This is a genomic window from Spirosoma areae (assembly GCF_054781775.1).
Window position 1 is genome coordinate 471,576 of the sequence record NZ_BAAGTT010000024.1, and the last position, 13,962, is coordinate 485,537.

General features: G+C 50.6%; 18 protein-coding genes. 12 read left to right on the plus strand and 6 right to left on the minus strand.

Features of this window, described 5'->3' with window-relative positions:
- Window positions 1–38: 38 nt before the first annotated feature.
- A complete protein-coding gene (locus ACYVI1_RS12400; protein WP_460910419.1) occupies window positions 39–974 on the plus strand; it encodes a hydroxypyruvate isomerase family protein in 936 nt (311 codons plus the stop codon).
- A gap of 130 nt (window positions 975–1,104) precedes the next feature.
- Here the strand turns inward: ACYVI1_RS12400 and ACYVI1_RS12405 are convergent, their stop codons facing one another.
- The 3 genes from ACYVI1_RS12405 to pnuC all read right to left on the minus strand — a co-directional run bounded on the left by ACYVI1_RS12405 (window position 1,105) and on the right by pnuC (window position 3,209).
- The gene (locus ACYVI1_RS12405; protein ID WP_460910421.1) at window positions 1,105–1,413 is read right to left on the minus strand and encodes an isoamylase early set domain-containing protein; all 309 of its coding nucleotides are present in this window, start codon (window positions 1,411–1,413) and stop codon (window positions 1,105–1,107) included.
- A gap of 159 nt (window positions 1,414–1,572) precedes the next feature.
- Window positions 1,573–2,544: an AAA family ATPase gene (locus ACYVI1_RS12410; RefSeq protein ID WP_460910423.1), complete on the minus strand. Its 972-nt coding sequence runs from the start codon at window positions 2,542–2,544 to the stop codon at window positions 1,573–1,575.
- On the minus strand, window positions 2,541–3,209 hold the full coding sequence (gene pnuC, locus ACYVI1_RS12415; RefSeq protein ID WP_460910425.1) for a nicotinamide riboside transporter PnuC: 669 nt from the start codon (window positions 3,207–3,209) through the stop codon (window positions 2,541–2,543). The genes ACYVI1_RS12410 and pnuC overlap by 4 nt, the downstream gene beginning before the upstream one ends.
- 78 nt (window positions 3,210–3,287) lie before the next feature.
- Here pnuC and ACYVI1_RS12420 point away from each other — a divergent pair, with 78 nt between their 5' ends.
- Window positions 3,288–4,484 carry a Gfo/Idh/MocA family protein gene (locus ACYVI1_RS12420; protein WP_460910427.1) on the plus strand — a complete coding sequence of 399 codons (1,197 nt, stop codon included), beginning with the start codon at window positions 3,288–3,290 and terminating at the stop codon, window positions 4,482–4,484.
- Between the two features lie 51 nt (window positions 4,485–4,535).
- Here the strand turns inward: ACYVI1_RS12420 and ACYVI1_RS12425 are convergent, their stop codons facing one another.
- The gene (locus ACYVI1_RS12425) at window positions 4,536–5,003 is read right to left on the minus strand and encodes a Uma2 family endonuclease (protein WP_460910429.1); all 468 of its coding nucleotides are present in this window, start codon (window positions 5,001–5,003) and stop codon (window positions 4,536–4,538) included.
- A gap of 167 nt (window positions 5,004–5,170) precedes the next feature.
- On the opposite strand from ACYVI1_RS12425, the gene ACYVI1_RS12430 reads away from it, so the two are divergent.
- The 10 genes from ACYVI1_RS12430 to ACYVI1_RS12475 all read left to right on the plus strand — a co-directional run bounded on the left by ACYVI1_RS12430 (window position 5,171) and on the right by ACYVI1_RS12475 (window position 12,929).
- On the plus strand, window positions 5,171–5,413 hold the full coding sequence (locus ACYVI1_RS12430) for a hypothetical protein (protein ID WP_460910431.1): 243 nt from the start codon (window positions 5,171–5,173) through the stop codon (window positions 5,411–5,413).
- A gap of 34 nt (window positions 5,414–5,447) precedes the next feature.
- On the plus strand, window positions 5,448–5,753 hold the full coding sequence (locus ACYVI1_RS12435) for a type II toxin-antitoxin system PemK/MazF family toxin (protein ID WP_460910527.1): 306 nt from the start codon (window positions 5,448–5,450) through the stop codon (window positions 5,751–5,753).
- 15 nt (window positions 5,754–5,768) lie between these two features.
- A complete protein-coding gene (locus ACYVI1_RS12440) occupies window positions 5,769–6,551 on the plus strand; it encodes an SDR family NAD(P)-dependent oxidoreductase (RefSeq protein WP_460910433.1) in 783 nt (260 codons plus the stop codon).
- A gap of 119 nt (window positions 6,552–6,670) precedes the next feature.
- The gene (locus ACYVI1_RS12445) at window positions 6,671–7,579 is read left to right on the plus strand and encodes an ROK family protein (protein ID WP_460910435.1); all 909 of its coding nucleotides are present in this window, start codon (window positions 6,671–6,673) and stop codon (window positions 7,577–7,579) included.
- A gap of 77 nt (window positions 7,580–7,656) precedes the next feature.
- Window positions 7,657–8,457 carry a sugar isomerase domain-containing protein gene (locus tag ACYVI1_RS12450; protein WP_460910437.1) on the plus strand — a complete coding sequence of 267 codons (801 nt, stop codon included), beginning with the start codon at window positions 7,657–7,659 and terminating at the stop codon, window positions 8,455–8,457.
- A 6-nt stretch (window positions 8,458–8,463) separates the two neighbouring features.
- Window positions 8,464–8,973: a GNAT family N-acetyltransferase gene (locus tag ACYVI1_RS12455; RefSeq protein ID WP_460910439.1), complete on the plus strand. Its 510-nt coding sequence runs from the start codon at window positions 8,464–8,466 to the stop codon at window positions 8,971–8,973.
- Window positions 8,974–9,044: 71 nt separating this feature from the next.
- The gene (locus ACYVI1_RS12460; RefSeq protein WP_460910440.1) at window positions 9,045–10,469 is read left to right on the plus strand and encodes a Gfo/Idh/MocA family protein; all 1,425 of its coding nucleotides are present in this window, start codon (window positions 9,045–9,047) and stop codon (window positions 10,467–10,469) included.
- A 17-nt stretch (window positions 10,470–10,486) separates the two neighbouring features.
- On the plus strand, window positions 10,487–11,449 hold the full coding sequence (locus ACYVI1_RS12465) for a phytanoyl-CoA dioxygenase family protein (RefSeq protein WP_460910442.1): 963 nt from the start codon (window positions 10,487–10,489) through the stop codon (window positions 11,447–11,449).
- A gap of 26 nt (window positions 11,450–11,475) precedes the next feature.
- Window positions 11,476–11,844 (plus strand): nuclear transport factor 2 family protein, encoded by a 369-nt coding sequence (locus tag ACYVI1_RS12470; protein WP_460910444.1) that lies wholly within the window; start codon window positions 11,476–11,478, stop codon window positions 11,842–11,844.
- 56 nt (window positions 11,845–11,900) lie between these two features.
- Window positions 11,901–12,929: a methionine synthase gene (locus ACYVI1_RS12475; RefSeq protein ID WP_460910446.1), complete on the plus strand. Its 1,029-nt coding sequence runs from the start codon at window positions 11,901–11,903 to the stop codon at window positions 12,927–12,929.
- Here the strand turns inward: ACYVI1_RS12475 and ACYVI1_RS12480 are convergent.
- Together ACYVI1_RS12480 and ACYVI1_RS12485 are read right to left on the minus strand one after the other, a co-directional pair.
- Window positions 12,924–13,493, minus strand: coding sequence for an acyl-CoA thioesterase (locus tag ACYVI1_RS12480; RefSeq protein WP_460910448.1), 570 nt, complete (start codon window positions 13,491–13,493; stop codon window positions 12,924–12,926). The genes ACYVI1_RS12475 and ACYVI1_RS12480 overlap by 6 nt on opposite strands.
- Window positions 13,494–13,583: 90 nt before the next feature.
- Window positions 13,584–13,910 carry a HesB/IscA family protein gene (locus ACYVI1_RS12485; protein WP_460910450.1) on the minus strand — a complete coding sequence of 109 codons (327 nt, stop codon included), beginning with the start codon at window positions 13,908–13,910 and terminating at the stop codon, window positions 13,584–13,586.
- Between the last annotated feature and the right edge of the window lie 52 nt (window positions 13,911–13,962).

The following is a 13,962-nucleotide window of genomic DNA, read 5'->3' on the forward strand; positions in this document are numbered from 1 at the left end:
CCTTCGTTAGCATGACAAAAACAGCTTCACCTATCACTATGCAACGACGCAACTTTGTAAAATCAACGCTTGGGCTGGCAGGTGCCGCCGTTTCGGGAGAATCAGTAGCCGGTAACTGGCATTCCCAGCCTAACTTTCTGGCTAAAAATACCTTCAAACTCAAATACGCCCCGCACTTTGGCATGTTTGAAAACAGTGCGGGTAAAGACCCCATCGACCAGCTCAAATTTATGGCCGATATGGGTTTTACCGCCATGGAAGATAACGGTATGATGGGCCGCGAACCGGCTTTGCAGACCAAAATCGGGGAAGAAATGGCTCGTTTGGGTATGGCAATGGGGGTGTTTGTGCTCGACAAAGGCGGCAATTCGCAGAACACCCTTGCCGCCGGAAAATCCGAATTCGTAGATATTTTTCTGAACGGATGCCGACGAGCCGTTGAAACCGCCAAGCGCGTCAACGCCAAACTAACAACTGTTGTCCCCGGCGATTTTGAGAGGAGTTTACCCATTGGTATCCAGACCGGCCACGTAATTGATGCCCTGCGTCGGGGTGCCGACATTCTCGCACCGGCTGGTTTAACGATGGTGCTCGAACCGCTCAGCGACACGCCGAATCTGTTTCTGCGTACCTCCGACCAGACTTATGAAATCTGCCGGGCGGTCAATAGTCCAGCCTGTAAGATTCTGTTCGATATTTACCACATGCAGAAAAACGAAGGCCATATCATTCCGCACATCAACTGGTGCTGGAGTGAAATCGGGTATTTTCAGATTGGCGACAATCCCGGACGGAAAGAACCAACAACGGGCGAAATCAACTACAAAAACGTGTTTAAATACGTTTATGACAAGCAGAAAGGGGCCAACAAGGAATTTATATTTGGGATGGAGCACGGCAACTCGAAGCCGGGTAAAGAAGGCGAACTGGCTTTAATTAAAGCCTATGTCGAGTCAGATAGCTTTGCTGTGTAAAGTATGCACAATATGCCCGTTGTCAGGCAACATTGATTTATAAAAACAGATAGCCCCCAGGGAGCACGCTCCCTGGGGGCTATTCATGTTAATAATATCACATCGAAGGCTACGGAGGAGTTGGTCTGGCTTACAGAACGACAACCGAATTCTCTTCACCCGAAACACCGCTGGCTACGTATTTGTCGGCAGCCCAGTCGTTAGTCCACGTCGTGCCATCTAAGATGTAGCGGTATTGATACTCGCCACCCACGGGCAGTTCGACTGTGGTTTTATACGAACCATCTTTTTGTTTTTTCAGGGCCTGCACGTTAGCATCCCAGCCGTTGAATTCACCGGCCAAAGCGACCGTTTTAGCACCATTGACGGCTTCTGCCGGCACTTCAAACGTTACTTTTGCAAGGGGTTTGCTTTTTAGAAATTGTTTGGCAATTGCCATAGAGGTTCATAGTTTGGTTTCAACGCAAAATTATAATACAAAATCGTTAATAACATAATTATCAACTCATTACCCCTTAAAATTCTTTAAATAATTATAATTTATATGGACTGTTTTATAATTGGATGTCTAAAAATCGTCCTATTTTGTGCTACCTGTTCACTCGTTTTTAAGTAACCTATCTGTAATAGTTCTAATCGTAATGATACGTTCCTGATAGGAACCACTTACAAAATGGTAAGCTAACTGGCGAAGCTCAAGTTCATACCGAAAACGAGCCATCATTTCGGGCCGTTTGTGTCCGAAGTCGCGCAGGTCATCAGCTACCCAGGGTAGATCGATGTCCAAAAGCAAATAGGCATCATAGTGTATCTGCTGCTCCAGTTCATAGAGTACCGGCGGAATATCGTGCAGATAAATGTTCGAATAAATCTGGGTCGTAATCACATCTGTGTCGCAGAACAGAACTCGGTTTGCGTGTTGGCTGGCCTGCCACACGGCTTCTGTCTGCGCTTGGCCAATCCGAATAAAGTCGGCAGGCGTAAAGTCGTTGGATGTGATGAGAGTGCGGGCCATCTCGGGCACATAAACGGTTTTATAATCGGCGGCCAACTGCCGGACTATCGTGGTTTTGCCAACGCTTTCAGGCCCGTACAGGCATATTTTCTTAACGAAATAAGGCCGGACAATGGCCGGGATAAATTCCCAGTATCGAGCCGGTTGCTGCCGAATTAGGGTGGCCGAAACCGGAACCTGCTGGCGGGCAGGGTCGAATGCAACATAGCGCAAGCCCGAATGATAGGCTAAGGGAATGGCATACTCTTCCGACGCAAAAAATACGCTTACGTCCGGGAAACGTCGCCTGATAAAAGCCGCCCATAATTTGGTGGCCTCCCACAAAGGCAACGTCGGGTCGTGAAACTCATTTGACTCGGCCACCACCTCGATGTTGGCATAAGGAGCCAGCAAGGTTGTCAGCCAGTGAAGCCGGATTTCGGGTGGAATGGAATCATCAGGCGTGACAGTCATGGAAACGATAAGCTGGTCACACTGCTTTCTGGCAAACTCAATCAACGCCAGATGCCCCGTATGAACCGGCATGAATTTGCCAAAAACCAAGCCCGTCGTCATGCTGGTTGCGCCGGATAGTTGCGATACTCTTTTGTCCAGTGCCAGGCTCCCTGAAACGCAATCAGGCAGAATAGGGCGTATTCAATACCCACTAATTTAACGCCTTTCGTAAAATACATATAGGTGCTGATGATGTCGATGAGCAGCCACACCCACCAGCATTCTAACTTTTTTTGAATCATCATAAACGTGCCAATGATGCTCATGACGGTAGTGAACGAATCTAAATAGGGAAACGCACTGGGTTTGCTGAATAGCACCGGAAACCACACATGCAGGTGCTGAGCAAACGTTCCCAGAATACCGGTAGCAACCAGCCCGCCAAGCAGTACTATCACCAAAGGCCGACCCACTAATCGGCTAATTCTGAGTTCGTTGCGTTGGTCGGCTTCGTTGATGGCCGGGTGGGTCCATCGCCACCAGCCTTGCAGATTAGTCACGAAAAAGAAGACCTGCAAAAACATATCGGGGTAAAGCTGAATCTGGTAGAACAGAAAGAAAAACAGCAGCACACTGGCCGCACCAATGGGCCAGGTCCAGACGTTAGCGCGGGCCGCCAGCCAGGTTGCGGCTGCGCCACTCAGAACCCCGAAGAATTCCAGATAACTCATGGAGTAACCCCAGAGCGTAAAAAAAACCGTGTTAATGTCGAAAAAACTGGTCATGAATGGAGTAGTGACAGCGCATTGGCTATCTTTAACAGTGCGAAAGTACAGATTAACCTTTATCTGAACCCTTACCTTATGCAACGTATTGCCATGCTTGGGGGCGGCTTCATCGGTCGCTTTTATGCCGAATCGATTCACGGTCAGCGCAGCCGCGACAGGGTCGTCGCTATCTACGCCCGCCGTCAGGAAACCGCCGATAAATTTAAAGCCGACTACGGCTGCGACTTCGCTTCGACCAATATGGAAGAAATAATCGCCCATCCCGACGTCGATATGGTTTGCGTTGCCCTGCCCAATAACATTCACGAAATGGCGGTCAATCTGTGTGCGAAACACAAAAAAGCGGTGGTTTGTACGAAGCCCCTGGGTCGCAATGCCGAAGAAGCCCTGCGGATGATGCAGACCGTTGAAGAAGCAGGCATTTTTGCCGGGTATCTCGAAGATTTATGCTACTCACCGAAGTTTCTGAAAGCATTGGAAACGGTTAAAAACGGTGCACTGGGCCGTATTTTGTGGGCTAAATCCCGCGAAACGCACCCCGGTCCGCACTCCGACTGGTTCTGGGATAAGGAGCAGGCTGGGGGCGGCTGTATGCTCGATTTGGGTTGCCATTGCGTTGAAATTGCCCGCAATTTTATCGGGAAAGATGTGAAGCCCGTTGAGGTCATGTGCTGGGCCGCCACGCAGGTAAAACCCATCGATGCCGAAGACCACGCCATTGCCTTAGTGAAATACGAAAACGGAGCCATTGGCCAGTTTGAAGTAAGTTGGACCTTCCGGGGCGGCATGGACCTCCGCGATGAGGTGATGGGCACCGAAGGCACCATCTGGATTAACAATTTTCTCCGCACAGGTTTCGAGATGTTCACGACCGGCAAAGGCGCCGATTACGTAGCTGAAAAAGCCGAATCGAACACCGGCTGGCTCTTCCCCGTGGGCGACGAAGTGAACGACCTGGGCTATAACCACATGTTTACCGACATGTTCAACTCGCAGGAAGAAGGCCGCGACCCCGCCGAAACATTTTATGATGGCTACATCGTGAATGCCGTTTTGGATGCCGCCTACAAATCCGCCGAGACGAAGCAGTGGGAGAAAGTACACTTACCCGTCTGGCGGGGTCAGGAAGGACTCACCCAGGCCTCCACATTAGTCGATTACGATGATGATTATTACCTCGTTAAAGAGGAACTGATGACCCACGACGGTCGGCACAAAGTGATTCTTAAGGATAAAAAAACGGGGAAGATTATCGAGCGGGATTTGGTGTAGGACTGCTGAACGATCGGGCGTGGATTTATGGTTCGCGTCTGGTCAACACCCTCACTTGAACAAATACCCTAAATCCATCTCCATGCCCGTAATCGGGTCTTTCATTAGGCCGCTCACCCAAGTCTGAATAGACCCATCGGGCAATAGTGTTTGCAGAATACGAGTAGTGGGGATGATAAGCCAGACGACCTGAACACCCGCCGGAAAATATTGCTTGTATGCTTTATCCGTAAGGTCGGTGAGTGCCTGCTTAGGTGATAAGATTTCGACGGCCACAATAGGAGGCTGATTGTAAAAAACAATATCGTTGAACCAATCGGCTGGTAGATTTTCGTAGATGGAAATATCTGGTTTGCACTTCCCCGTTGTTAATTCAAGCTCCAGTTCGGGAAAAACATCGTATTTATCGTCGTAGCGACTTATCGCCACGCTGACGCGATGAATAACTCGGGAATGATTTAATGACATTATATCCTCTGAGTGATATTCTTCAGAGAACTCCACTGGATTGGTTTCCATAGCGAAGAGAGTTTTTCTCAAAAAAAAGCAAAAACGCCATTTTCAGCGAAAATGACTCATTAAGTCATAGCGGAGTTCAACCTCCTACCGCCAACATTTACAACGAGCGGTTGGCGATAGCCAGTCAATTTCGTTTCTTGCAGGACGAAATTCAAATAGAGCTTATCATGCTAAGTGTCAAAGTCATATATGATGGTAAAAGTCTAAAACTCCTGGAACCGGTAAACGTACAAACTCCGCAGGAAGTAATTATAACTTTCCTGCACGACAACCCCGATGCCTCCACCCCAGGTGCTGATATACGCGGAGCCGATATCCAGCGGCTTGTTGAGCACAGTCCGGCCTTCGCTTTCCTGGCCGATGAGGAGGAAGACGTGTATACCGACGCCAATTTAAAAGTTAAATATTGATGAACCGGCGAACAATTGTCCTAACTAAGTTTCCATCACCGACCTCAGTGCTACCAAAAGGCGACCAGCTTTGGTGTTATCTCCAGACAATCCTGCCGACCCCGACGTAATTGTGGCGTTCATCTCGTCGGTAGTTCCGGTTGCACCGGGCAGAGCAGAGTTTGTCCTGGATACCTCTCATCCCGATTTTATAGCCAGCGGTATCAGTAAATCATGGGTGTTCAGGATGGATAAACTGGCTACGCTTGACAAAGCAATCTTTACCGGCGAGTTGGGCGAAGTGAGCGAAACCTTATACACTGAACTTAAAGTACGGCTAAGGCTTGCATTAGACCTTTAATAATCCCAAAACTCAATGTGGTTAGAAAATAAGAAAATTGTCGTCATTGGCGGCACAACGGGCATGGGCCTGTCGGCGGCATTGGCGTTCGTGCGTGAGGGTGCTCACGTTGTCGTCGTAGGGCGCAACTCTGAAAGCTGTGCAGCGGCTGAAAAACAACTCGATGGCAACGGCCTGGCCATGTCCGGCGATGCGTCGGACCCGCAAACGGCTCCCAAAGCCATTGCCCTTTGTCAGCAGATTTTCGGCGGCTTCGATGGTCTCTATCATGTGGCGGGTGGTAGTGGCCGACGTTTTGGCGATGGCCCGCTTCACGACCTCACGCTCGACGGCTGGAACTATACCGTCAACCTGAATTTGACCTCGCTCATGCTGTCGAATCAGGCGGCTGTGCGGGCGTTTCGGGCACAGGGCAGGGGTGGCGTCATTCTCAACATGGGTTCGGTGCTGGGGTCGAGACCATCGCCCGCCTTTTTTGCAACCCATGCCTATGCCGCTATGAAATCAGCGGTTATTGGCTTTACGAAGTCGATAGCCGCCTACTACGCCAATGACAACATTCGGGTTAACGTGCTGGCCCCCGCTTTGGTCGAAACGCCAATGGCGCAGCGGGCGGCTCAGGATGATACCATTCTGGCCTTCACCAAAACCAAGCAGCCACTCGATGGTGGGCGCATCGGCCAGCCCGATGACCTCGATGGAGCCGCTGTTTACTTTATGTCCGACCAGTCGGCCTTTACTACCGGGCAGGTGCTGACCGTTGATGGAGGCTGGAGTGTAAGCGAAGGACAAATTTAATGTGAACCAAATGAACTTACGGCCATCTTTACAAAAACCAGCATTACCGTGAAACACAACAATCCTAAACAGGGTAAAAATAACTCGTCAATCGTAACTCGTACATCGTAAATCAATACATGAACGCAATCGGCATCGACCTCGGCGGCACCTGGATAAAAGGCGTGCTGATGGACACTCACACCGGCGAAATCGTTAAGCAGCTTTATTATCCTACGCTTGGCGAGAAAGAGCGGGGTGCCGCCCACTGGCAACAAGCCGTATCTGAAACCGTCGATGAATTACGGCAACAGACGTCGGTGCCGGTTAAAGCCATCGGGCTGTCGGCGCCGGGTTTACCGAATGAAGCCAACCAATACATTGCGTTCATGCCGGGTCGATTAGCCGGGTTAGAGGGGTTTCACTGGGGCCGGTTTCTGAACGATACGGTCTATGTGGTGAACGATGCTCATGCCGCTTTACTGGCCGAGAGTCGGTTTGGCATTGCCAAAGGCCACCGAAATGTGGTCATGCTCACACTGGGCACGGGCGTGGGGGGCGGCATCCTGATTGATGGGCGGTTATATCAGGGAAATTTCCAGAAAGCCGGTCATGTGGGTCATATAACTATAGATTCTGAATTTGACCGCGACATTACCGGTATGCCCGGCAGTCTGGAAGATGCCATCGGCAACGCCACCATTGAGAAGCGGTCGCTGGGGCGATTCACGTCTACCTATCAACTGCTCGAAGCGTATAAGCAAAGGGACTATTTTGCACAATGGATTTGGCTGTCCTCAGTCAGGAAATTAGCGATTGGTATTGGGTCGCTCATCAATTGCTTCTCACCAGATTTGGTCGTGCTGGGCGGGGGCATCACGCAGGCCGAAGATGATTTATTGTTGCCCTTAGCCGAGTTTATGAACCTGTATGAATGGCGACCCGGCGGACAGGCTACGCCCGTCAAAATTGCCCGCTTTGGCGACATGGCCGGTGCTATTGGCGCGGCAAGTTTTGCTATCCAGCATGATTATGGGAAGGTGGATTAGGCAAGTTTGACTGGATTGACTTTATGCAGCTACTATGTTCTTGCTTCATCCAGAAAATCATAAAAACCGTATAAATCGTGGTTCAGACATATATTCAAAAATGCCGTCAGATTCTCGATACAGTCGAAGCACAAACGCTACAAATTCAGCAGGCTGCCCAATGGTTTGCCCACACGATTCTGGCGGGCCGCATGGTTCACGTATTTGGGTCGGGCCATAGCCGGATTATGGTGGAGGAAATGTGGCCGCGCTACGGTTCATTTCCCGGCTTCAATCCAATTGTTGAACTTTCACTTACCTTTCATAACCTGGTTGTTGGTGCCAATGGGCAACGTCAGGCCATGTTTCTTGAGAACGTGCCGGGCCTTGCCAACCGGATTCTACGAAACTACGACTTGTCGGAGCAGGATTCGGCGCTGGTCATTTCATCGTCGGGTTGCAACGTGGTTCCCATCGAAATGGCCGAATTGTTTCAGCAACGGGGCGTAAAGGTCGTGGCACTCATCACAAAGGAACATGCCGAAAAAAGCACCAGCAAACGCGCCGATGGCAAAAAGCTAAGCGACTTTGCCGACCTGATACTGGATACGGGCGCACCCGTTGGCGATGCGATGATACAGGTGCCGGGTTTAGATACGCCTGTTGCGCCCGGCAGCACTGTGGGCGGGGCTGTCCTGGTCAATAGCCTCAAAGCCGAAGTAGCCCGGCTGCTTACGGAAGCGGGTCGTCCGCCAAAAGTGCTGAGTGCGGGGGTCGTTGTAGGGGCTGAGCGGGCGGTCGATTTGTTCGAGTCGGCGTATGATGAACACGCGCACCGGCTGGCGAAACTGTATGGGCATGTGGGTGTTCCAAGTTACGTGAGCGAATCCAATTTGTAAGTAGCCATGATTGAAACACCCCGCCTGACGCTCATTCCCCTGACCCTCGACCAGCTTCGCTTACACGTCGCCGACCGTTACCGGCTGGAGGAAACACTGGGCCTACACAAAGGACATCGGGAGGTGGCGGAACTGCTTTTGAGTGTTATCACGCACTTTACCATTCCGCGTTTGCAGGACCCAGCTAATGATCCCCTTTATCACACGCTCTGGATGGCTATTGATCGGCAGAAACAGCAATTTGTGGCCGAAGCTAAATTTAAAGGCGAACCCGACGAGACAGGAACCATTGAAATTGGGTATGGTACGTATCCCGCTCTGCATCGGCAGGGATACATGACCGAGATGGTTAGCGGTTTAATACACTGGGCGGGCGGGCAGCCGGGTGTCGAACGGGTAGTTGCCGATACAGCCTCTGAAAACGTCGCGTCGCAGAAAGTACTGGAAAAGAACGGTTTCCAATTGTTCGACAGACTGGAAAACATGCTGTGGTGGGAATATAGGTTCAGGCAATAATTTGTCACCTGCATAGTACTGCTTAGGGGTAAAATTGTATATTTCGGTCAGTTTACATAAATCCTTACCCTATGCCCTCGCGTCGTAAATTCCTCCGTCAGCTTGGCGGAACATCAGCCTTATTAGCCAGCGGGACCACTCTTGCCAACGCTGAAAAATCCCTGGCATCCAGTAAAACGTTTCAGGAAAGTCTCATTGACGTCGTTCAGCCGCGCTCGGCTGCTGACACGATTAATATAGGTCTCATTGGTGCCGGTATTATCGGGCACTACGATCTCAACTGCGCCTTGAAAGTGCCCGGCACCAAAGTTGTTGCGGTAGCTGACCTCTACGATCCGCGATTAGCCCGGGCTAAAGAAGTTTGGGGACAGAACATCATGACCACACGCGATTATCGGGAGGTGCTGGCCCGCAAAGATGTCGATGCCGTGCTTATTTGCGTACCCGACCACTGGCACGACCACATTTCCATTGCTGCCCTCAGCGCCGGAAAGCACGTCTACTGTGAGAAACCAATGGTGCATCACATCGAAGAAGGACAGGCCGTTATTGCCGCACACAAAAAATCCGGCAAGGTATTTCAGGTGGGCAGTCAGCGGGCAAGTAGTGCGGCTGTACTGGAAGCCCAAAAACGCTACGAAGCAGGCGACATTGGCGAACTAACCTCGGTCGAAACGTTTCTGGATCGCACTGATGCCCTCGGTGCCTGGCAATACACCATGCCACCCAACCTCAACCCTAAAGAGTTAGACTGGGACACGTACTTAGGCGATGCGCCAAAACGCCCGTTTCAGGCCGAACGATTCTTTCGCTGGCGGAACTACAAAGAGTATGGCACGGGCGTAGCCGGTGATTTGTTCGTCCACTTGATCACAGGATTGCACACCATCACGGGTTCAGTAGGGCCAACACGTATTTTCGCGCTCGGCGACCTGAATTACTGGAAAGATGGGCGCGATGCCTACGACCTTGTGACGGCCATTATGGATTACCCGAAAACGGATAAACACCCCTCCTTTCAGTTCACGACGCGGGTTAACCTGGCGACGGGTGCCGGTGGCGACATTCATACGCGATTAGTTGGCACGGAAGGTGTTATTGATATTGGCTGGAATTCGTTTGTCATGAACCGGCTCAAGCGTCCGAATGCGCCTATGTATAGCACAGGATACGACGCACTTTTTACCTATCCCCAGGCTATGCAGGAGGAATTTATCCGGCAGTATGACCAGAAATATCCGTCGGATAAATTTACGCGGGAAGTGAAAAACGAACCGGCGGTGGCGTTCAACACCCCCGATGGCTACGACGACCGGCTCGACCACATGATTGTTTTCTTTAATGCAATTCGGGAAAACAAACCATCGCTGGTCAAAGAAGATGCTGTGTTTGGCTTGCGGGCGGCAGCGCCATCACTGGCTGCCAACCTAAGTGCCGCCCAACGTAAAGTAATCAATTGGGACCCCGTAGCCATGAAACTGGTGAAGACAACATAATTTTTATAACCATTACGATGAAAGATGTTTCTGTAGCCCAGAAAATGAATCTCCCCTGGGTAGAGTCCCCTTTTTTTGAAGACCTTCTGCTGAAAAAAGAGCTAACGCCCGACCAAATTGAGATGGTCAGGCAGTACAATCGGGAAGGTTTTTTGGTACTCCGCCAGGAAGTTAGTCATGACTTGATTAACCATACCATTCAGGAAATCCAGGGTGAGTATCCGGGTCGGGTAGGTGAGAAGCCCGACCGGCATCAGGATTTATGGAAGAAGTATGCAACCGTGCGTGAAGTGGCCAGCCAGCCCCAAATTTTCGATGTGCTGCGCCTGCTCTACGACCGCGAACCCATTCCGTTCCAGACGCTTAATTTCAAGTTTGGTACGCAGCAGCGTGCCCACTCCGACACGATTCACTTCAGCAGCACACCGGCGCGGTTCATGTGTGGTGTGTGGGTGGCGCTGGAAGATACAGACACCAATAATGGCCCGCTGTTTTATTATCCACGTTCGCATCGGCAGAAAGAATTCAATTACTTCGATATTGGGATAAAAGCAGAGGAAAACTACGCTGAATACCACCATTATGAGGATTTTATCGAAGAATTCATGGAAGCTAATGGTTACGAACGGCAGGAAATCCACATGAAAAAAGGCGATGTGCTGATTTGGTCGTCGAACTTAGTGCATGGTGGAATGCCCATAAAAGGCAATAATGTAACGCGCTGGTCGCAGGTGACGCACTACTATTTTGAAGGCTGCATGTACTATTCGCCCCGCTTCTCAGACATGTTTGCCAACAACCTCAATTTGCGGCACGTCGTGAATATTGCCACCGGAAAAGTGGTGCAGCACAGCGAGAATGGAAAGCCCATCGAAACAATAAACACCGGTAGTTTTCGCTACGCCGTCAGTCATAACTTTACCCTACCAATTCTCTTAAAAGAGGTTGTCAAGAAACTAATTGGCAAAAAACCATTCTAAGTGGTTCGTAATCAGTAATCGTGTTTATGCGTGAGTTAATTGATCAGTACATTACGGCCTACAACCGGATGGACGTACCTGCTATGATGGCCCTGCTGCATGAGGTCATTCTATTCGAGAATGTATCGAACACGGCGGGAACCACGATAACAAGCGGACGGGCGGAGTTTGAACGATTAGCCCGGCAGTCGCTGCCCATATTTCGGAGCCGTCGACAAACGATTCGGTCGGTCACCCTGGGCGAGCGAACAGCCGCCGTTGAGATTGATTACGAAGGCGTTCTGGCCAGCGACCTTCCCAACGGTCTCAAGGCTGGGGAAACACTCGCACTGCGGGGCGTAACGATCTTCGCGTTTAGCGATGGAAAAATCAGCCGCATCAGCGACTACAGTTAAAAAGTAGGAAATAAACGTGTCTTCCTCCTTCCTCTCTTCCTCCTTTATCCCCTCTTATGCAACCTGTTCCTATTAAAACCACCGTCGTTGGTTCGATGCCCTTTCCGGGCTGGCTCGAATTTTCCAGCCAGAATCTCGCGCAGTTCGGCCCGGCCGACATCAGCGAAATGATTGAAGATGCCGTTGTTGCGTCGGTTCACGACCAGGTTTCTGCTGGATTAGATGTCATCACCGATGGCGAACAAACCCGCTTCGATTTCAATCTGTCGTTCTACGGCTACATCAACGGCATTCAGAACAACGAAACCGAACTTCGGCGGTATGGCCCACCCGCCCATGATCAGCGCGGCAAGCACAACATCATTGAGCCACTGACTGCGCCCAAAGGCTTGGGTGTGGTCGAAGAATATCTGCGCCTGAAACGCCTGGCTCCCCAAGGGCAGGGGCTGAAAGTGTCGATTCCCGGCCCCTACACGCTCAGCGGCCGCTTATTGCCGGGGAGCCTGTACAAAGATCGCTGGGAAGTGACAGAAGCGCTGTTGCCCTTAGTAAATAAAGAAATTACGGACTTAGTGGCGCTGGGCGTACCGGAGATTTGCGTGGATGAGCCCTCGATGTCATGCTATGCGTATCGCGAAGACACGAAGCGGTTTGTCGATATTTTTAACCGGACGGTCGCGCCGGGCGTGGGCAAAACCCGGCTGTCGATGCACCTCTGTTTTGGCAATTATAAAGGCCGCTCAGTGGGGAAGAAAACCATCGCCCCCATGCTGCCCGATTTCTTAGACATGACAGTGGATGAACTTCACTCCGAAATGACCATCCTGAATTTTGCCGAGGTGAATCTACTGGAGCGGTTCGCCGAAAAATTCGACGTGGCCGTGGGCGTCATCGATGTGAAAAGCTACTACATCGAAACCCCCGAAGACGTGGCTGAACGCATTCGTAAATGTTTGCCCTACGTTCCCGCCGAAAAATTGGCCGTTGCTCCCGATTGTGGCCTAAGCCAAACTGCCCGCTGGGCTGCCAAACAAAAGTTGGCCAACATGGTGGCTGGCGCAAAGATTGTTAGAGGGGAATTATAACATTTCTTTTAATTCGTCGGTAAGCTGGCAGCGTTCATTGGCCAGTTTGCCGACGTTTTCATGTAACTGCATCCGGTTGACGGCATTGTCGAAATGTTGGCCGAAATCCGTCCGAAGTTCTTTACGTTTCATGGCTTCCAGAAATCGCCGAACATCATCGGGCGTTTCAAGCAGGAGGGGAGGCACTTCGGTGGGTTGGTCATTATCGTCTTTCGCGACCATCGTAAAATAGCTGGTATTGGTATGTTTTATAGTGCCCGACTTTACATTCTCGGCCACAACTTTTATTCCTACAACCAGCGACGTCCGGCCCACGTAGTTTACTGAGGCCATCAGCGAAACCAATTCGCCCACGTCGACCGGCTGGCGAAAATTAACCCCATCGACCGACACCGTTACGCAATACTGCCCCGCATGTTTAGCTGCACAGGCATAAGCCACTTTGTCCATCAGCGAAAGCAGGATTCCTCCATGGACGCGCCCGCCAAAGTTGGCATAAGCCGGAATCATTAACTCGGTGAGTGTCGTGCGCGAATGGATAACGGGTTTGGCAGGGAATGACATGACGATTGAATAGAAAAATACAAGGCTGAAAAAGACGTATGCCATATCTCCACGATATGGCATACGTCTTTTTCAGCCTTGTATAGTTAATTAAACGGCAAAACTTTCCCCGCAACCGCAGGTCCGGCTGGCGTTCGGGTTCTTAAACTGGAAGCCTTTGCCATTCAAACCGTCCGAAAAGTCGAGTTCCGTACCGGCCAGATAAAGCAGACTTTTGCGGTCTACCAGAATCTTAATGCCTTTATCTTCAACCACATGGTCGGTTGGTTGCTGGGTTGCATCGAATTGCAGGTCATACATCAGGCCTGAACAACCGCCACCCTGCACGGCTACCCGGATGGCCGTATTCTCAGCCAAGCTGTCTTTCTGACGAAGTTCAACAATCTTATTTTTAGCAATTTCTGAAACCGTTACCATAATCCTGATGGGTCAATATTGACGCATATCAATGCTTTCTCTATAACTTTCG